General features: G+C 68.7%; 16 protein-coding genes. 7 read left to right on the top strand and 9 right to left on the bottom strand.

What is annotated here, in order from left to right; translation table 11 throughout:
- The first annotated feature begins 15 nt into the window (after positions 1-15).
- The 3 genes from D7Y04_RS18585 (at position 16) to D7Y04_RS18595 (ending at position 1704) form a co-directional block, all read left to right on the top strand.
- The gene (locus D7Y04_RS18585; RefSeq protein WP_121760181.1) at positions 16-858 is read left to right on the top strand and encodes a helix-turn-helix domain-containing protein; all 843 of its coding nucleotides are present in this window, start codon (positions 16-18) and stop codon (positions 856-858) included.
- Between the two features lie 27 nt (positions 859-885).
- Positions 886-1245, top strand: a complete 360-nt coding sequence (locus D7Y04_RS18590) for a VOC family protein (RefSeq protein WP_120593269.1) — start codon at positions 886-888, stop codon at positions 1243-1245.
- A gap of 63 nt (positions 1246-1308) precedes the next feature.
- Positions 1309-1704, top strand: a complete 396-nt coding sequence (locus tag D7Y04_RS18595) for an SRPBCC family protein (RefSeq protein ID WP_120575242.1) — start codon at positions 1309-1311, stop codon at positions 1702-1704.
- A gap of 30 nt (positions 1705-1734) precedes the next feature.
- On the opposite strand, the gene D7Y04_RS18600 is transcribed toward D7Y04_RS18595, so the two are convergent.
- The 5 genes from D7Y04_RS18600 to D7Y04_RS18620 all read right to left on the bottom strand — a co-directional run bounded on the left by D7Y04_RS18600 (position 1735) and on the right by D7Y04_RS18620 (position 5847).
- Positions 1735-3414: a hypothetical protein gene (locus D7Y04_RS18600; RefSeq protein WP_121760182.1), complete on the bottom strand. Its 1680-nt coding sequence runs from the start codon at positions 3412-3414 to the stop codon at positions 1735-1737.
- A gap of 37 nt (positions 3415-3451) precedes the next feature.
- Complete coding sequence (locus tag D7Y04_RS18605; RefSeq protein ID WP_121760183.1) at positions 3452-4297, bottom strand: alpha/beta fold hydrolase; 846 nt, start codon at positions 4295-4297, stop codon at positions 3452-3454.
- On the bottom strand, positions 4294-4902 hold the full coding sequence (locus tag D7Y04_RS18610) for a TetR/AcrR family transcriptional regulator (RefSeq protein ID WP_158627547.1): 609 nt from the start codon (positions 4900-4902) through the stop codon (positions 4294-4296). The genes D7Y04_RS18605 and D7Y04_RS18610 overlap by 4 nt, the downstream gene beginning before the upstream one ends.
- An 82-nt stretch (positions 4903-4984) precedes the next feature.
- Positions 4985-5368 carry a hypothetical protein gene (locus D7Y04_RS18615; protein WP_147454387.1) on the bottom strand — a complete coding sequence of 128 codons (384 nt, stop codon included), beginning with the start codon at positions 5366-5368 and terminating at the stop codon, positions 4985-4987.
- Between the two features lie 59 nt (positions 5369-5427).
- Positions 5428-5847: a MarR family transcriptional regulator gene (locus D7Y04_RS18620; protein ID WP_147477136.1), complete on the bottom strand. Its 420-nt coding sequence runs from the start codon at positions 5845-5847 to the stop codon at positions 5428-5430.
- A gap of 149 nt (positions 5848-5996) precedes the next feature.
- Here D7Y04_RS18620 and D7Y04_RS18625 point away from each other — a divergent pair, with 149 nt between their 5' ends.
- Positions 5997-7991: a S8 family serine peptidase gene (locus tag D7Y04_RS18625; RefSeq protein ID WP_121760186.1), complete on the top strand. Its 1995-nt coding sequence runs from the start codon at positions 5997-5999 to the stop codon at positions 7989-7991.
- A 79-nt stretch (positions 7992-8070) separates the two neighbouring features.
- Here the strand turns inward: D7Y04_RS18625 and D7Y04_RS18630 are convergent, their stop codons facing one another.
- Positions 8071-8403 (bottom strand): hypothetical protein, encoded by a 333-nt coding sequence (locus D7Y04_RS18630; protein WP_147454389.1) that lies wholly within the window; start codon positions 8401-8403, stop codon positions 8071-8073.
- A gap of 185 nt (positions 8404-8588) precedes the next feature.
- On the opposite strand from D7Y04_RS18630, the gene D7Y04_RS18635 reads away from it, so the two are divergent.
- Positions 8589-9005, top strand: a complete 417-nt coding sequence (locus D7Y04_RS18635; protein WP_120593277.1) for an EamA family transporter — start codon at positions 8589-8591, stop codon at positions 9003-9005.
- A 9-nt stretch (positions 9006-9014) separates the two neighbouring features.
- On the opposite strand, the gene D7Y04_RS18640 is transcribed toward D7Y04_RS18635, so the two are convergent.
- Both D7Y04_RS18640 and D7Y04_RS18645 read right to left on the bottom strand, forming a co-directional pair.
- Positions 9015-10460: an HTTM domain-containing protein gene (locus D7Y04_RS18640; RefSeq protein ID WP_121760187.1), complete on the bottom strand. Its 1446-nt coding sequence runs from the start codon at positions 10458-10460 to the stop codon at positions 9015-9017.
- Positions 10453-11679 (bottom strand): imelysin family protein, encoded by a 1227-nt coding sequence (locus tag D7Y04_RS18645; protein ID WP_121760188.1) that lies wholly within the window; start codon positions 11677-11679, stop codon positions 10453-10455. Before D7Y04_RS18645 ends, D7Y04_RS18640 begins: the two co-directional genes overlap by 8 nt.
- Before the next feature lie 224 nt (positions 11680-11903).
- Here D7Y04_RS18645 and D7Y04_RS18650 point away from each other — a divergent pair, with 224 nt between their 5' ends.
- Positions 11904-13439 (top strand): hypothetical protein, encoded by a 1536-nt coding sequence (locus D7Y04_RS18650; protein ID WP_121760189.1) that lies wholly within the window; start codon positions 11904-11906, stop codon positions 13437-13439.
- 122 nt (positions 13440-13561) lie between these two features.
- Positions 13562-15961: a TonB-dependent receptor domain-containing protein gene (locus D7Y04_RS18655; protein ID WP_121760269.1), complete on the top strand. Its 2400-nt coding sequence runs from the start codon at positions 13562-13564 to the stop codon at positions 15959-15961.
- On the opposite strand, the gene D7Y04_RS18660 is transcribed toward D7Y04_RS18655, so the two are convergent.
- A complete protein-coding gene (locus tag D7Y04_RS18660) occupies positions 15945-19022 on the bottom strand; it encodes an efflux RND transporter permease subunit (protein WP_121760190.1) in 3078 nt (1025 codons plus the stop codon). The genes D7Y04_RS18655 and D7Y04_RS18660 overlap by 17 nt on opposite strands.
- Positions 19023-19032 lie beyond the last annotated feature (10 nt).

Here is a 19032-nt window from a genome sequence, read left to right on the forward strand (position 1 = left end):
TGCTAGCCAGCGCGGATGCGCACCACCCTCCTGCACCGTTCGCGCTCCCTCTCCGTCGTCGACTGCCTGTGCGACGCGAAGCCGGGCGAACGCCAGTTCGAGGAGCGGCATCGGGCCTTCTCCGTGTCGTACGTCCGGTGGGGGAGCTTTGGGTATCACTCCCGCGGCGCGGAGCATGAGCTCGTGGCCGGAGCAACGCTCGTCGGGTACGCGGGAGACGCATTCCACTGCACCCACGAGCACCATCTCGCGGGCGATGAGTGTCTATCGTTCCAGCTCTCGGACGCACTCGTGGATTCGCTCGGAGCCGCCCTGGACGTGTGGCGCGTGGGTGCCCTTCCCCCGGTCCCCTCCTTGGTGATGCTCGGCGAGCTCGCGCAGCAGACGGCCGAGGGCAGGACGAACCTGGGCCTGGATGAGGTGGCGCTCGCGTTCGCGGCGCGCTTCGTGGGCACCGTCTCCGGGAAACGCGAGACACCCTTGAGGATGCATGCGCGGGATCGTCGGAGGGCCGTCGAGGCCGCGCTCCTCCTCGATGCACAGGCAGAGGAGCCGCTGACGCTCGAGGAGCTCGCGGCGAAGGTCGGCCTGAGCCCATTCCACTTCCTCCGCGTCTTCCGCGGCGTGCTGGGCGTCACGCCGCACCAATACCTGGTGCGCATGCGGCTTCGTCAGGCGGCGCGCCTGCTTGCCACGGATGCCCCCATCGCGCGCATCGCGTACGACGTGGGCTTCGGGGACCTGTCGAACTTCGTGCGCACATTCGGCCGCGCGGCTGGCGTTTCGCCACGCGCGTTCCGGAAGGCATCGCGCGGGGACCGCAAGATTCTCCAAGAGAAGATGGCGGCCAACTCCTAGAAGTGAGTCTCACTTCAGGAGGCATTCGTGTTCGACCACATCGGTCTGCGTGTGAAGGATCTCCCCCGCAGCATCCAGTTCTACCAGTCGGTGCTCATCCCCCTGGGCTACGTGCTCTGCCACCAGGACGCGACGAGCGCGGGCTTCGGCCCCAAGGGTCAACCAGCGCTGTGGCTCTATCCCGCGAGCGACGCCCGGAGCACCGGACATGTCGCCTTCCGGGCCAGCGAGCGCACCGCAGTGGACCGGTTCCACGCAGCGGGCATCTCAGCGGGCGGGAGCGACCATGGCGCGCCGGGCATTCGCGCGGACTACGCGGACAACTACTACGCCGCGTTCCTCATCGACCCGGATGGGAACAACGTCGAGGCTGTTTGCCTCACGTAGAAGCCTCCAGCCGCATGCACACGCATTCAACCCTGGCGCCAACACAACACGAGCACACACACCATGGCTTCAATTCGCAAGGACATCACGACGAGCGCCACGCCCGAGTGGGTATGGGATGCAATCCGCGACATTGGCGCGCTTCACACGCGACTGGTTCCTGGCTTCGTTGTCGACACACGTCTTGAGCCAGGAGGCCGCGTGGTCACCTTCGGCAACGGGATGGTGGTCAGGGAGCCCATCGTGACGGTCGATGACGAGGGACGGCGTCTCGTCTGGGGCGCGGAAGGCGGACCGATGACCCACTACAACGGAGCGGTCCAGGTCCACGCGGAGGGCACGGGGAGCCGGGTCGTCTGGACCGCCGATTTCCTTCCTCATGAGGCGAGCGCCATCGTCGGACCGATGATCGACGAAGGCCTGGTCGCGATGAAGAAGGCACTGGACGGAGGCGCGTAGAACAGCCGCCCGGCAGGTCCGGCTCCCGAGTCAGACGATGTCGAGCCCGTACTGCGCGGCGGTCAGGTACTGAAGCATGACGAAGTAGACACTGGAGGAGGCCTTGTGGCCCGAGGCCCCCTGGTAGGACTTGATCATCTCGTTGCGCAGGGCCCGCAGCTGCGTCTTGTTCTGTGAGCGGTTGTCCGTGAAGGGATTGCTCAACTCCGCCACCAGGCCACACGCATCGGAGAAGGCGTCGAACGAGGCCCCATCCGTGTCGTCCACGACCTCGTAGTCAGCCTTCTTCTTCCCACTGCCCTTGACCACGTCCGCCCAGAGCTGCGCGCGCACCCGCGCCCGCGACTCCGAGACACTGGTGACGAGCGCGACCTTCAGATGCTCCGCGAGCGCATCCGCGGCCCAATCTCCACCCGGCCGCACCGACGCTCCCCATGTGCCGGTGGGGTTGAAGGAGAACGTGGGCCAGAAGCCCAGATCCGCGGGCAGCCCCATCCTGCTCTCCTTCCGGATGAGCCCGACCAGCCCCTTGCGCACCTCCTCGGGCTCATGCGCGTCCGGGAAGGCCAGCGTGCAATCCTTCAGGGGAATCTCCACTCCCAGGTGGACAGGTGACGTGAGCGGATGCGTGAACACGCCCACGATTGAGTTCACGGCCGTCACTCCGGAGGTCTTCACCTTCTTGCTGTTGTGCACGGCGTCGTACGGCGAGAAGTGGTGGAACACCTGCGCGGGCCCGCCGATGTGCAGCTCCAGCTTCTCCTTCGACGACTCCCCCAGCACGACGGGCGGCGCGGAGATGGCGTAGCAGCAGACGCTCACCTGGCTCTTGATCTTCGCGTAGACCTTCGCCAGGAGCTCGCCGCCCGCGAGGTCCAGATACGCGCACTGCGCGAGCGCGCCGCCCAGGCTGTGGCCGGTGAAGATGATTTCCCGGGGAACGCGACCGTGCATTGCCTCCAGGCAGGCCGCCGCCAGGGACTCCTGACAGCTCGCGTAGGCGTACCAGAAGCCGGCGGACAGCTTCGCGTTGCTGAACCGGCCGACCTTCACCTCCTTCAGGTGATTCATGTCGGTGACCCAGTCCGGGCTCCCCGCGCTGCTGACCAGCGCCTGCCCCAGCGCGCGTCCGCCGCTCCCGCTCCGGCTGCCACGAAAGACCACCGTCAGCCGCTCGAGCTCGGGGTCGTAGATGGCGGCGCCCATCCAGCTGGCCCAGCCCGCCGTGGGATGCGTCTGCGTCATCCCCGTCTTGCCCTGGAAGTAACAGCACCGCTTCGTACCGGTCGCCTCGGAGTGCTCCAGGCCCAGCAGCGTCCTCTCCCCGAAGAGGTCCGGGACCTTGATGGTGATGTCCTCCCCTTCCAGGTCCACGCCCTTCGAGAAGGAGATGGAGCGATCCAACTCTCGCGGCTGGAAGAGGATGTACGGAGCGTCTCCCGTGCCGCCCCGGTACACGACTCCGTCCCGGGGGTTCGGCGGAGTCCTCAGGTCGTATTCGATGGGGTCGAACTTGTGGCTGTCCGCTTCGCTGCCGAGCAGCCTGTGCACCTGCGCCAGGACGCGATCCCTCGCGCCCTGCCACATCCCGGCCCCGTGGGATTCGTAGAACGGATCCATCGGGTAGACACAGCCCTGGGCGTACGCCTTGTAGGCGAAGCGGCAGTACTCCAGCATGTCCAGGGCCGTCTGGGCATTGGGATGAGGCATGGGGGGACTCCTGGGGAGCAGCAGCGAACGTCGAGAATCAAATGGGCGCTGGCGACATAGAGTCAATGGAGCGGGGCTGACCCACACGGGCCAGTTGCTCCATGAGCGCGGCACCCACCGCGTCAGGCGCTTCCAGCTGCGGGAAGTGGCCCACGTCCTCCAGCTCCAGCACCCGTGCCCGGGGCAGCGCCTGCTTCCACCGCGACAGGTGCTCGGGCTTCACGAGCTTGTCCGCCTTGCCCCAGACGACCAGCGCCGGAATGTCCGCGAGCCGGCCCAGGCCCTGCCCCTGTTCGTCCATCCACGGGCCTTCATGGGAGATGGAGCGCGCGAAGCCCCAGGTGCCCATCCGCGACGCCCGGTCCGGGAACTGTGACAGGAAGGACTGGTGCAGCTCCCGCGTCAGCTTCGTGCGGCGGCCCCAGGACATCTTCACCAGCGTCCGCGCGGAGAAGTTCCAGGACAGGTAGAGCCACCGCATCAGCGCGTTGTCGACATTGGGGCCCTTCAGGTCCCACAACCAGCTCTGCACCACGGTGAGGCTCAGCACCCGCTCCGGCGCCGCGATGGCGAGCGGCAACGCGATGGGCCCCCCGAAGTCATGCACCACCAGGTGGAACGGTCCCAGCGACATCTGGTCGAACCACGCGCGCAGGTTCTCCACGTGCCAGGGCAGTGAATACGTGCGCCAGTCCCCAGGCCGTTCGCTGTCACCGAAACCCAGGTGCTCAGGCGCGAGCACGCGGTACGACGGCGAGAGACGCCGGGCCACGTCCCTCCACTCACGCGAGGACGACGGCGTCCCGTGCACCAGCACCACCGGCGTGCCCTGCCCTTCCTCATGCCACGCCATCTCACCGCCGGGGACCTTCAGCCGCTTCATGAGCTGTCTGCCTTTCGCTTGCGTGAGGGAGTCGCGGGCCACCTTCGGGCCGCGGCACGAATCACCTCGGCGACGGGGTAGCCGCCATCGTGCTGCAAGTACTGTTGGGAAATGCCTTCCACCATGGCGAAGAGCACCCGCGCTTCAATGTCAGACTCGGGCACCGCGCGCGCCGCCAATGCCTGCGACAACCGCTGGTGCGTGGCCCCCAGGAAGTGCTCCAGCGGCAGCTTCAGCCGCGCCAGCACCTCCGGCTGGTGACGCAGGCCATGGCTCAGCCGCCAGAGGTCCCGGTGCGCGTCCATCATCTCCACGGCGGACGTGAGCAGGACCGTGACGAATCCCCGCGCGGAGGGTTCGCGGTCCGCGGCCTCCAGCGTGTGCGCGACGTCCAGCATCGACGACTGCATCAGCGCCGAGAGCACCGCCTCCTTCGATTCGAAGTGCGAATAGAGCAACCCCACGGCGATGTCCGCCTCCTGCGCGAGCGCGCGGACACTGCTCCCATCGAAGCCGTGACGGGAGAAGAGCCGCACCGCGGCCTGGAGCACGCGCTCCCGCGTCTTCTCCCGGAGGACTGCATTGGCGTCAGCCGTACGAGGCATGCCCCGCATCATTGAGTGAACGTTCGCTCAATGTAAAGAGCGGCCAGCAGACTCAGGGTTCCGCGCCGTAGGCCTCGGCCACCTACGCCAGGGGTCGCAGGTCCGGCTCGACGAACCGGGTCCTCGCCTCGGCTCCGAAGAGGACCTCGCGGGAGTAGTAGTCCTCAAGGAGGTCCTTGCGCAGGAATCGTGGACTGTCTTCGATGAACGCCGCGAAGTCTCGCCCTGGCTCCGCCGCTGCCCGCGCACTGACGAGCCGGACCCACGCGACCGTCATGGTCTCGTGGTACTTCTCCGGGACTCCAAGCCGCCCCGTCAGCGCCCGCAGACCCGCGCGGGTGAGCTCGACGGCCGCGTCACGCCCCGCCCTGAGCGTGTAGAGGTAGACCACCCGCACATGGTCGAGATGGGCGAAATCGCTCAGCTCTCCCCGTGAGAATCCTTCGAGAAACACGTCGTCATCCATGGCCATGCCTCCTCCACCTACTACGAAAACGTACTACGCTTTCGTAGTAGACGAAAGATTCAGGAGAGGCCAGAGAGCCGCTTCATCAGCGCGGTGTGTCCCCGGACGGCGTCACGGCCTGCTTCCGCGAGCTTCGCGTCGACCTTCGTGAAGGCCGCCTCCGCCGCCTCGCACTGGACAGCTCCGGAGTCGGTGATCGCGACCAGCAGGGAGCGTCCGTCCTCGGGGTTGCGGGAGCGCCGCACGTAGCCGTGCTTCTCCAACCGCGACACCAGGCTGGTCGCCGTGGACGCGCCAATGTGCAGCGCGGACATGACACCGGTCATCGTCATGGCGCCAGACGCCAGCACGGACAGCAGGACTGCTTCACCGGCGCTGAGACCGGTGGCGTCCAGCTCGGCCTCCAACAGCCTGGCCGCCTTGTGTCCGCCCACCAGGAGCCCCGCGGTCAATCCCACCATCGACTTCGATGCAGCCACCGTTCATCCACCTCCGTCCGGCTGCCAGTGTGTCAGCTTGTGCTCCCATGCGGGGCACCACGGGATTGACCGTTTATTCACGAAAATATAATTTCACTGCTTGTGCGAGGGCTTCCGTCCCGGTGCCCGCACGTTCCCTGAGAGGCCGAATGAAACTGAAACTGACCCAGGCGGTGAGCGCCATCTCCCTTCTGGCCGCGGCGTGTGGCCCGATGCCGGAGGGCCCGGAGTCCGACAGCGAGCAGATCGGTCAGACGGCGCAGATGATCCGCCGCGAGCGGGCCATCCCCAACGAGTACATCGTGGTCCTGCGCGACTCGACGCAGGAGGTCCGGCAGCAGGGAGCGGCGAACATCGCCCGGGAGCTGGTGTCCCTCACCAGCGGCCGGGTGCTGCGGACCTATGAGCACTCCATCCACGGCTTCCTGGCGAACATGAGCGAGGCCGAGGCCCGCCGCCTCCTGTCCGACCCGCGCGTGGCGTATGTGCAGGAGAACGGCCTCATCCACGTGTCCGCGACGCAGACCGGCGCGACCTGGGGCATCGACCGCATCGACCAGCGGGACCTGCCGCGCAACAGCTCCTACACGTACAACGTCGACGGCACCGGCGTGCACGCGTACGTCATCGACACCGGCATCCGGCAGACCCACACCGAGTTCACCGGCCGCATCGGCAACGGCTACGACTTCATCGACAACGACAGCGACCCGTCTGACTGCCACGGCCACGGCACGCACGTGTCGGGCACGGTGGGCGGCACGACCTGGGGCGTGGCGAAGAAGGTCACCCTCCACGGCGTGCGCGTGCTGGACTGCACGGGCTACGGCAACGACGCGCAGGTCATTGGCGGTATCGACTGGGTGGCGGCCAACCACATCAAGCCCGCGGTCGCCAACATGAGCCTGGGCGATGTGGCCATTCCCGTCATCGATGACGCGACGGAGCGGCTGATCGCCGCGGGCGTCACCACGGTGGTCGCCGCCGGCAACGACAGCGATGACGCCTGCGACTACTCGCCGGCCCGCGCGCCCAACGCCATCACCGTGGGCTCCACCACCAGCACGGACGCCCGCTCGTCGTTCTCCAACTACGGGACGTGCGTGGACATCTTCGCGCCGGGCTCGAGCATCACCTCCGCGTCCAACTCCGGCAACTCGTCCAGCACGTCCATGAGCGGTACGTCCATGGCGTCGCCGCACGTGGCTGGCGCCGCGGCGCTCTACCTGAGCGCGAACCCCACCGCGACGCCCGCGCAGGTGCGCGACGCGCTGGTGAACAACTCCACGCCGAACAAGGTCACCAGCCCGGGGACCGGCTCTCCCAACAAGCTGCTGTACACGCTCTTCATCACCGGCGGCGGCGGCAGCGACACCACTCCGCCCACCACGTCCATCACCTCGCCCGCGGGCGGCGCCACGCTGAGCGGCACCGCGAGCCTGAGCGCCAGCGCCACCGACAACGTGGGCGTGTCTCGCGTGGAGTTCTTCGCGGGCACCACGCTGCTGGGCACGGCGACGGCCTCGCCGTACAGCTTCTCGTGGAACACGGCGACGGTGGCCAACGGCACCTACGCGCTGACCACGAAGGCCTATGACGCGGCGAACAACGTGGGCACGTCCGCCACGGTGTCCGTGACGGTGAACAACGGCACGGGCAGCTGCTCCATCACCGAGCAGCTCCTCGCCAACGCGGGCTTCGAGAGCGGCAACACGGGCTGGACCACGTCCTCCGGCGTCATCGACGGAACCACGTCCGGCAGCGCGCCGCGCACGGGCACGTACAAGGCCTACATGAACGGCTACGGCAGCACGCGTACCGAGTTCGCCTACCAGGACGTCACCATCCCCGCCACGGCGTGCAGCGCCACGTTCACCTTCTGGGCGCGCATCACCACGGCGGAGACGACGACCTCGACGGCCTACGACAAGCTGGCCGTCCAGGTCCGCAACAGCGCGGGCACGGTGCTGGCGACGCTGGCCACGTACAGCAACCTGGACAAGGGCACGGCCTACGTTCAGCGGACGTTCAGCCTGGACGCGTACAAGGGCCAGACCGTCCGCATCTACTTCAACGGCACGGAGGACTCGTCGCTGCAGACGAGCTTCTTCATCGACGACACGGCGCTGACCGTCGTCCGGTAGTCCGCCAGCGGGAAGTCGATGTCCAGAGGCCCAGCAACCCCACCGGGTTGCTGGGCTTCTGCTTTCGTGCAGCAGGTGCTCAGGGCCAGGGCTGGCACTGGGAGGCATTGCTCACACAAGTCCCCGTGGTCAGGCAGCAGATCTGCGTTGGCTTGCAGTACACGAGGCTGGAGGCGGCCTCCGGGCCGAAATCCCACCTCTCGCAGGGAAACGAGCCTTCCGGCACGGTCTGACACCCCGAGTTGATGCAGACCTGACCGCTGGGACATTGATTGGTGTATTCGCAGTACCTCACGCCCTGCTCCACCGAGGCCAGCTCTGACACCTGGCCGTCATCCGCCACACCGCCACATCCGGCGAGCGCACCGAAGCCCAGAGCCGCGAACATCACCAGTCCACGCAACTTGCTCATCCTGCTCTCCATGAAATGAGTGGATTTCAAGCCTAGCGTTTGAACTCAGGCTCCGCCAAGGGACGCCTGTCCGCTCCCGGGATGACCTGGCAGTCATTGCTCATGCGGCCTTCTCCGAGGCCCCAATCACTGTCATCCTGATGACACCTCGGGTTGCTGCATGCCGTCACCTTGGAGCCGCACACATGACGTGGTGGATCTACGCCCTGGCCGCCGCGGGTTTCGCCGCGCTGACCGCCATTCTTGGAAAGGTGGGGGTGGAGGGCGTGCCTTCCACGCTCGCCACCGCCCTGCGCACCGTGGTGGTGCTCGTCTTCGCCTGGACCATCGCGCTGGCCCGGGGAGAAGGCGCCGCCCTTCCCACCCTCAGCCGCCGCACGCTCCTCTTCCTCGCGCTCTCCGGCGTGGCCACGGGCCTGTCGTGGCTGGCCTACTTCCGGGCGCTCCAGCTCGCTCCCGCCTCGCGGGTGGCGCCCATCGACAAGCTCAGTCTGGCCCTCACGCTCGTCCTGGCGTGGGGCCTGCTGGGCGAGCCCATGTCGTGGAAGCTCGTCGTGGGCGTGGGGCTGATGGTCTGCGGCGCGCTGCTGACGCTGGGCTGACGGCCAGCGTCAGACACCGGGGGCGCTTCGCCGCGAAGGGCGCAGGTGCACCGGGGGCCCCTCGGGTGCGGGAAGGATCCACGCCTTGGGTCCCAGGCTGTCCTCCTCCTTCGCCAGGTCCACGCGCGGATCCACCAGCGGCTCCGACATCCGGCCGTTCAGGGACACCCGCACGTCGGCCCGGACCTCCATGGGGTGGTGCGTGTTCGCCTCGAAGTCCCGGGCAATCCTGTGGGCCAGTTGCAGGATGAGGTCCGGCTGCACCGCCATCTCCCGCTCCTGCAACCGCGTGAGGTACTGGCTGGGCGGAACGTGCCACTCCCGGCCGGTGACGCTGTCACGCACCAGGAACGTCGCGCTCCCGTTCTTCTCCCGCGTCATCACCCGCCACGAGAAGCGCATCCCCTGCTCGTGCCAGAGCACGTTGCCGCCATACGCGTGCGTGCGCAGCGGCAGCGCCACCTGGAGGGCCGCGTAGGTCAACGCCGCTCCCAGCGCCAGGCGGCCCTTCCAACCCGGCACTACCAGGGTCGCGCCCTCGCCCACCCCGGAAGGACGCACGGCCGCGGGAAGGCGCCGCACCCGGGCCGCGAGCACGCGCGGCCACGACGGGTCGAAGAACACCAGCGCCGCCGTCACCATGATGAAGGGGAACATCCCGATGGGGAACAGCACGAACGTCACCGCGTGGAAGCCCAGCACCACGACGTACGCGAACGGCCGCGTGCGGCGCCACATGAGGAACAGCACGATGGTGGTGTCGAACAGCATCCCGCCCCAGGCCGCCGCGTACGCCATCCAGCGCTGCTCCAGGAGCGGGCCCACCCACGGCAGCCCCGTGCGGGCGGCCAGCCAGATGTTGAGCGGCTGCGCGTGCACCAGCCAGTCCGTGGTGACCTTCGCCAGCCCCGCGAACACGTAGACGACGGACACCTGGAAGCGCAGCAGCACCGTGCACCACGCCGGCAGCCAGTCCCGCCGCAGCGCGGGCTTGCGCCACGCGTCCACGGAGAAGGCCCGGTGCGCGGGCACGAAGCACATCAGCCCCAGCAGCAGGCTCACCAGGTAGTAGTGGTTGAGGTAGTTCGTCACGTCGAGCAGCTGCACGTAGGCGAACACCCCGAACAGCAGCACCACCGTCACCCGGTAGAACAACCCCACCATCAACAGCGCGCCCAGCACGCCCATCACCATGAAGAGCGCGGGCATCCCGTCACCGGGGAGGACCGGCACCCAGCCGAACCCCCAGTAGGTGAAGCGGAAGCGGGGCTGCGCGAACAACACGCCCACCCAGCCGTAGGCCAGGAAGCGCACTGCCGATACGGTGATGAGCAGCCCCAGCGCCATCCGGAACGCCGCCAGCGCGGCGATGTCCCGGGGCGCCAGCAGCCACGCCCACACCCGTGCCACCGGACGCGCGGACGGCCCGCTCCCGCCGCCAGCCACGTCAGTCATTGTCCCCCTCGAGGCCCGCGGGCGGCTCCAGGTCCAGCGTGGTGATGAAGTCCGTCTTGAGCGTGTCCGTGATGCCCTTGAAGTCGTTGTAGACCGTCATCACCGACGGCTTGTCCTGCACCAGCGCCTGAGCGAGGTCCGCTTCTTCCACCGCGACCAGCGCCGCGTCGGCCTCCACCACCTCCTGGCGCATCCGCGTGGCCACGCCTTCCGCGCCCACCGCCGCCAGCACGTCGTCGAAGCCCGGGCCCGTGAAGTCCGGGCCGCAGCCGTCCATGAGGCGGCGGAAGCCCACCAGGTTCTGACGCAGGTTCTGCTTCGAGCGGCCCGCGAACTGCGACTCCAAGAGCTCCGGGCAGATGGACGACGAGCAGTCGCGCAGCGCCAACGGCCGCGCCAGCTTCTGGTCCTTGCCCTCGCGCTCCACGTAGAAGAGCGCGTCGCTCATCGCGTTGAGCGCCACCTGCGTCGAGGGGAACACCGCGTTGCCGGAGCCCGCCGTCGCCAGCGTCTTCAGGAAGTTGCCCCCTTCCGGCGCCCACGCGGTCACCAGCGCCTGCGCGTGCTTTTGCACGTCCGCCGCCACCACCGCCGCGTAGGCCCGCTTGCGCGCCGCCCGGTCGTCCGCGGACAGCGCCGCCCACGTCCCCTGCGCCACGATGACGGAGTTGGGCCCACACGCCGTCTCCGCGCCCTCGTAGAAGAGCAGGTACTCCAGCGCCAGGAACCCGCGCCGCGTCACCAGGCTGGAGGAGAAGCTGGCCGACTCGTAGCCCTTGGACACGAGCTGCTCCTCGATGGAGCACCGGTTGTAGAGCGGGAACGAGTGGATGTTGTCGCGGATCTCCGCGCCGCCCGGGCTGCTGCGCGGCGCCGCCGGCCCCACCTGCATGGGCTCCATCACCTGCCAGACGTCCATCGCCTCGTGGAACGCCGTGCGCGCCGCCGTCTGCGCCGCCGCGTCCGGCGCGTCCCGCAACGCCGCCGTCGCGGTCTGGAGCGCCGTGGCCTTGGGCAGGAACTCCCGCGCCGTCCCCAGGATGCACTCACCCGCCGCGCTCAACAGCTGCGCGCGCACGTCCGTGCCGCCGTCCCCGGGGCCAGGATCCACCGGCTTGGGCTTGTTGTCGCTGCACGCCACACACAGCACCGCGGTGAATGCCAGGGCCCTCACTCCCAGCCGGGAGGGCGCATCAGGACGGGCTTTGAAGACAGTCATGGAATCCGCAAGTATCAAACCCAAGTTGCGAATGACAATTATTATCGAAACCGGGATGTCGTCTTGACTTCGAGGGACTCGCAGTCTACTCACCGCGCCGAAACGCGTCTGAAAATGAGAATCGTTCTCATATTCGCCACCACAAATGAGAAGCCTCTCATCTATGGCCGGCCAAAATGAGAATCCCTCTCATATTTCACTCACCCCCCACCCGAGGGTCGAAAATGACTAATCAGAGGAAGCACCGGAGCATCTCGAAGCTGCTGCCCAGCATGCTGGTCCTGGGCCTGACCGCGACCTACATGGGTGGCTGCGGTGAGGACGACGTAGAGCTCCCCCCGACGCCGGACGCGGGCAGCAACACCGACGCGGGCACGAACACGGACGCCGGCACCAACACGGACGCGGGCACGAACACCGACGCGGGCACCGGCACGGACGCCGGCACGGTCACGCCGGACACGGATCTGGCGTTCGTGCGGCTGAACACCAACGGCTCGGTGGACACCAGCTACGCCTCGAACGGCATCTCGCGCGTGAGCCTGGGCACGGGCGCCGGCACGGTGCGCGACGCCATGTGGGGCGTCAGCCGCGACTCGCAGGACCGGCTGGTGGTGTTCGCCACCAAGAAGGCGGAAGGCACGCGCACGGACACCGACCGCGTCATCGCCCGCATCACCACCAACGGCGCGCTGGACGAGACCTTCAACGCGTCCCCGGCCGCGAACGCGAAGAAGGGCTTCTACGCGCTGGACATCGGCGGCCTGGGTGACTCCGCCCGCCACGGTCTGGTGCAGCCGGACGGGAAGATCATGTCCGCCGGCTACCTGTCGCAGCCCACGGGCGTGGGCGCGCAGTCCGCCAATCGCATCGTGATGCTGCGCCTGGATGAGGCGGGCACGGTGGACAACACCTTCGGCTCCAAGGGCGTGGTGAACTCGGCGCCGTTCGCCACGAACGACCCGACCAAGGAGTGGGGGCTGTCCGAGGCCTACGCCGCGGTGCGCCTGTCCAATGGCTCCTACGTCACCACCGGCTACGGCCGGGCGGCGGGCGTGGCTCGCACCACGGTGGACCTCATCTCGTTCCGCTACACCGCGACGGGCGCGCTGGACACCACGTTCGGCACGAACGGCGCGTTCATCCTGGACCTGACCGGCGACAACGACCGCGGCCGTGACGCGGTGGCGCTGAAGGACGACCGCGTGTTCATGGTGGGCAGCGGCACCAAGACCGTCGGCAACATCGACGCCATGGCGGTGGTGGTGACGGCGGACGGCCAGCCGGCCACGCTGGACGGCTTCACCGAGGGCTACAAGCTCTACTCCTTCGACCGTCCGGACGAGGCCTTCTTCGACGTGGAGAAGGCGGACGTGGAGAACGAGGAGTACGTGGCCGCCGCGGGCTACCGCGCCGGTGGCAGCCAGGACGACGACGCCATCCTGCTCATCCGCAACATGACAACGGGCACGGAGTTCGTGGGCGCGGTGCCCTTCTCCGAGACGGAGAACGACCGCTTCTGGGGCGTGACGTTCGGCCCGGACAACAAGGTGTACGCGGCGGGCTTCGTCACCGAGGGCGGTGACAACCGCTTCGCCATCGCGCGCTTCAACCTGGACGGCACGCGCGACACCTCCTTCGGCACGGGTGGCATCGTCACGGTGAACGTCATCGCCGGCAAGCTGGACGAGGCCGCTCGCGCCATCGCCGTGCAGGGCGACGGGAAGATCGTCATCGCGGGCGCCGCCGAGGCGCAGTAGTAGGCGTTCACGCAGTCGCGGTCGGCGGCGGTCTTCCGAGGCCGGCGGGGATGCTCCACTCCCCCGCTGGCGCGGTCGACCGCCGCATCTCTTCGCACGTTCCTCCGGGAGTCTTCGTCCTCATGGGTGCACCGACCTGGGCAGTCGCCGTCGTTTCCTTCGTTGTCTCCTCGTCGGCCCCGGCCCAGACGCCGCCGCCCCCACCAGAGTCTCCGCAGGCTCCGGCCGAGGCTCCGCTGGCACCGCCGCCGGCCGCGTCCGAGCCCCCTGCCCCGCCCACCGAAGAGCCCGCTCCGGCCACCGCCGGTGAGCCGTCCGTCTCCGCCCCCGTCACCGAGCCCGCGCCGTCAGAGCCCGCGCAGCCGGAGCCCGCCGTGGCGGGAGCCGTTCCGGCCGATGCGCCCCTCGACGGGACGCCGCCCGTGGACAACCGCCGCTTCGAGAGCGTCGTGGTGGGCACGTCCGAGGCGAAGACGAGCGGATCCATCCACATCCTCACTCCGGAGAAGCTCCAGCGCTACGAACTGGACGACCCCCAGGCCATCCTCCAGTCCGTGCCGGGCGTGTACGGCCGTGGCGAGGACGGCTTCGGCCTGCGGCCCAACCTGGGCCTGCGCGGCGTCAACCCGGACCGCAGCAAGAAGGTCACCCTGCTGGAGGACGGCATCCTCTTCGGGCCGGCGCCGTACTCCGCGCCCGCCGCGTATTACTTCCCCCTGATGACCCGCATGCAGTCGGTGCGCGTGCTCAAGGGCCCGTCCTCCGTGCAGCAGGGCCCGCAGACGGTGGGCGGCTCCGTGGACCTCATCACGCGGGACATCCCCGCGCAGGAGGCGTTCGGCCTGGACGTCGCGGGCGGGCAGTACCTCTATGGCAAGGCGCACGGCTTCTTCGGCGCCAGCACCGAGCGCGCGGGCTTCCTCATCGAAGGCATCCACCTGCGCAGCAGCGGGTTCAAGGACCTGGACAACAGCGACGCCACCACCGGCTTCCACCGCAACGAGTGGATGGCCAAGGCGCGCTACCGGCTGGTGCCGGACGGCGACCTGCGCCAGACGCTCCAGCTCAAGCTGGGCTACTCCGACGAGGGCTCCAACGAGACGTACCTGGGCCTGTCGGACGCGGACTTCGCGGCGAACCCGCTGCGCCGCTACAAGGCCAGCCAGTTCGACCACATGCGGTGGCACCGCACCCAGGCGGTGCTCAGCCACGTGCTGGAGGGGCGCGACATCACGGTGACGACGTCGCTGTACCGCCAGGACCTGGACCGCAGCTGGCGCAAGGTGAATGGCTTCCGCGGCATCAGCATCTCCGACGTGCTCGCGGACCCCACCAGCGCGCGCAACGCCATCTACTACAGCGTGCTCACCGGCGAGCAGGACTCGTCCACGCCGGGAGAGACCATCCTCATCGGGCCCAACTACCGCGTCTTCGTGAACCAGGGCCTCCAGAGCGTCGCCCGCTGGTCGGCGCGGACGGGCGCGCTGTCGCACAACGTCGAGTTCGGCGTGCGCTACCACTTCGACAGCATCGACCGGCGCCATACGCAGGACGGCTTCCGCATGGTGTCCGGCGAGCTGGTCGCCGAGGGCGGCGCCACGGAGGTCACCGCCGACAACAAGGACTCCACGCACGCGCTCGCGCTGCACGCGACGGACGCCATCGCCTGGGGGCCCCTGGTGGTGACGCCGGGCGTGCGGCTGGAGGTCATCCGCTCCAAGTCCGTGGACAAGCTGGAGAGCACGACCCAGAACGGGTCGCTGGAGGCGCTGATGCCGGGCGTGGGCGTGTACGGCGCGCTCAACCCCGCGCTGGGCCTGTTCGCCGGCGCCTACCGGGGCTTCTCTCCGCCCGCGCCGGGCCAGCCCCAGGCCGTGGGCCCGGAGAAGAGCATCAACTACGAGGCCGGCGCGCGCTGGTCGCGGCGCAGTGAACGCTTCGAGGTGGTGGGCTTCTTCAACGACTACTCCAACCTCACCGACGTCTGCACGTTCTCCAACGGCTGCTTCAACGACAACCTGGACCGCCAGGTGGACGCGGGCGAGGCGAACATCTACGGCCTGGAGGCCTACGCGGAGAAGACCTTCCGCCCGGGCGGCGGCATCACCTTCCCGCTGACGGTGGCGTACACGTTCACGCGCACGAAGCTGCTCAACGACTTCCGTTCGGCGGATCCGCAGTTCGGCAACGTGGTGGCGGGAGACGAGCTGCCGTACGTGCCCAACCACCAGCTCTTCGCCTCGATTGGCGTGGAGGGCGCGCGCTGGGGCGCCTTCATCAGCTCCACCTTCCTGAGCAGCATGCGCGAGCAGGCGGGCCAGGGCGAAATCCCCGAGGGACTGAAGACGGGAGCCCTGTTGACGTTCGACGTGAACGCCAACTGGAACATCACCCGCTGGGGGCAGCTCTACGTGAGCGGCCGCAACCTCCTGGACGAGGCCGTCATCGTCGGCCGCCGGCCGTACGGAGCGCGCCCCAACGCGCCCCGCATGCTCATTGGCGGCTTCAAGGTTCAGCTCTAACGCGGGCGGCGGCTCCCCTCCCGAAGCGCAGGTACAGGGAGGGGACGAGCAGCACGTTGAGCACGGCGGAGGAGAACAGCCCTCCGAGGATGACGACGGCCATGGGGTGTTCAATCTCCTGCCCGGGCTTCAGGCCTCCCATCACCAGTGGGACGAGCGCCAGGGCTGTCGTCAGCGTCGTCATCGCCATGGGCTGGAGCCGCTCCAGCGTCCCGCGCAAGACGAGCTCGCGGCCGAACGGGACGCCCTCGCTGGCCTCCAGGTGGCGGTAGTGGCTCACCAGGAGGATGCCGTTGCGCGCGGCGACGCCCAGCACGGTGACGAACCCCACGAGTGAGCCCAGCGAGACGATTCCACCGGTGAGCAGCACGCCCACCACTCCGCCCACCAGCGCGAAGGGCAGCGTCCCCAGCGTGAAGGCCACGAGCCTGCCCGACTGGAAGTCCAGGTAGAGCACCAGGGCGATGCCCAACACCGCGAGCATGGAGAAGCCCAACAGCTGCGTGCGCGCACCCTCGCGCTCCGCGTACTCGCCCAGGACCTCCGCGTGGTGGCCAGTGGGCCAGTCCAGGCCGGAGAGCGCGGCCCGGATGTCGGTGACCACCGCGCCCAGCGCCCGTCCCTGGGCATCGCAGGTGATGTCCAGCCGGCGTGAAGCGCCCTCGTGCTGGATGATGTTGGGCACGGACACGAGCTCCACCCGCGCCACGTCGCCCAGCCGGTAGGGCATGCCCGAGGGAGCCCGCAGGCGCAGCGCCTGCACCGCGGCCACGTCCTGGCGCACGGAGTCCTCGCCCCAAACGACGACGTCCAGGGTGCGCTCGTCGCGGTAGACCTCTCCCACCTTGGTGCCTTGCAGCAGCGTGGACACCGCGCGCTGCACGTCACCCGGAGTGAGTCCCAGCCGGCGCCCCGCCTCCGGATCCAACCGCAGCTGGACCTGCGGCACCAGCACCTGCGGCTCCACCTTGAGGTTCACCACGCCGGGGATGCCTCGCAGCTTCGCCTCGATGTCGCGCGCCTTCGAGCGCAGCACGTCCAGGTCGGGCCCCGAGGCGCGCACCACGATGGAGCCGCTGGCGCCGCTGAGCACCTCCTTGATGCGCTCCTGGAGGTACGTCTGCACGTCGCGATAGAGGCCGGGGTAGCCCTCCACCACTTCATGGATGCGCTGCACGGTGGCCGGGTAGTCGTCGACGGCGTCCAGGCTGATCCACAGCTCCGCGAAGTTGGGGCCCACCACCTCGTCGGCCACCTCCGCTCGGCCGATGTGCGCGCCGAAGTGGCGGACGCCCGGGATGGCCCGCAGCTCCTCGCTGGCCCGCAGCGCCGTGCGGAGGACCGCGTCTCCGGACGTCCCCGGCTTGGCCACCCAGTGCATGAGGAAGTCGGACTCCTGGAAGTGCGGGAGGAAGCCCTCGCCCAGCATCGCCGCGAGGATGCCTCCTCCCAGCAGCACGGCGATGACGCTTCGCACCGCCACCCGGGGCCGGTCCATCATCCAGGCGACGAGCGGGCGGATGCGCTCGCGCAGCCAGCCGCCCAGCCGCGGCGTGTGCTCCTCGCCCTTCCCTGTCAGGAACAGCAGACACAGCACCGGGGTCAGCGTGAGCGCGACCGCCATGGAGGCGCCCACCGCCAGCACGTACGCCACCGCGAGCGGACGGAAGAAGGCGCCGCTCACGCCCTCCAGCAGGAACACCGGCAGGAAGACGAGGACGACGATGATGGTCGCGTAGACGACGGCGCTGCGGACCTCCAGAGACGCGTCGAGCACCACCTGGAAGGCGGAGCGCGGATGGCCCAGCGCCCGGTTCTCCGCCAGGCGCCGCTGCACGTTCTCCACGTCGATGATGGCGTCATCCACCACCTCGCCCAGCGCCAGCACCAGGCCCGCGAGCACCATGGTGTCCAGGGTGGCCCCCACCAGCCGCAGCGCGACGATGGCGCCCACCAGGGACAGCGGAATCGCCACCAGGCTGATGGCCGCCGTGCGCACGTCCTGGAGGAAGGCGAAGAGGACGACGATGACCATCACGCAGCCCACCAGCACGGCGTGCCGGAGGTTGCCCACCGCGGTCTCGATGAAGGTCGCCGGACGGAAGATGCCCGGCACCACGGTGACGCCCTGGAGCGCCGGACGCATCTGTTCGAGCGCGGACTCCACCTGCTCGGTGACCTCCAGCGTGTTGCCCCAGGGCTGCTTCTCGATGATGAGGAGGATGCCGGCCGTGTCGTCGACGATGCCCTCGCCGATGGGCGGTGGATGTCCCTCCTGCACCGTGGCCACGTCCGCAAGCCGGATGGAGGCTCCGTTGCGGAAGGCCACGGGCACGTCCTCCAGCGCGGCCAGCGTGGTGGAGCCCGGCAGGCTGACCGCCAGCCGCTGGTTGGGCGTGTCGATGAAGCCTCCCGAGGACGGAAGGCTCGCATCGCGCGCGACGCGCAGGACGTCGTCCAGGGTGACGTTCGCGGCGCGCAGCCGTTCCGGATCCACCTTCACCTGGAACTGGCGATCCCGCTGTCCCCAGATGGCGACGTTCGCCACGCCGGGGATGCCCATCAGCCGGGGGCGGAGGGTCCACCGCGCCACGTCCGACAGCGCCATCCGATCCAACGTGTCGGAGCGCAGGCCGACCTTGAGGACGCGGCTCGTCGCCGACACGGGGGAGAGCATCACCGGCGGGCGCGCCACCGAGGGCAGCGTGGTTGCGATGCGAGCCAGCCGCTCCTGCACCAACTGCCGTGCCCGGAACAGGTCCGAGCCCCGCTCGAAGATGAGCACCACGGACGACAGGCCCAGCACGGACTTGGAGCGCAGCGTCTTCAGCGCGGGGACGCCCGCGAGACCGTTCTCCAGGGGCGTGGTGATCAGCTTCTCCACCTCCAGGCTGGAGAGGCCGGGGACCTCCGTCTGGATCTCCACCAGCGGTGGAGCGAACTCGGGGAAGACATCCAGCGGCATGCCGCGAAGGCTCGCGTAGCCCAGGATGAGCAGCAGGACCGCCGCGGCGATGGGGATGATCCGGAAGTGGAGGCAGGCGGAGATGAGCTTGTGCATGTTGGAATCA

Source organism: Corallococcus sp. AB038B, from assembly GCF_003668955.1.
GTDB lineage: Bacteria > Myxococcota > Myxococcia > Myxococcales > Myxococcaceae > Corallococcus > Corallococcus exiguus.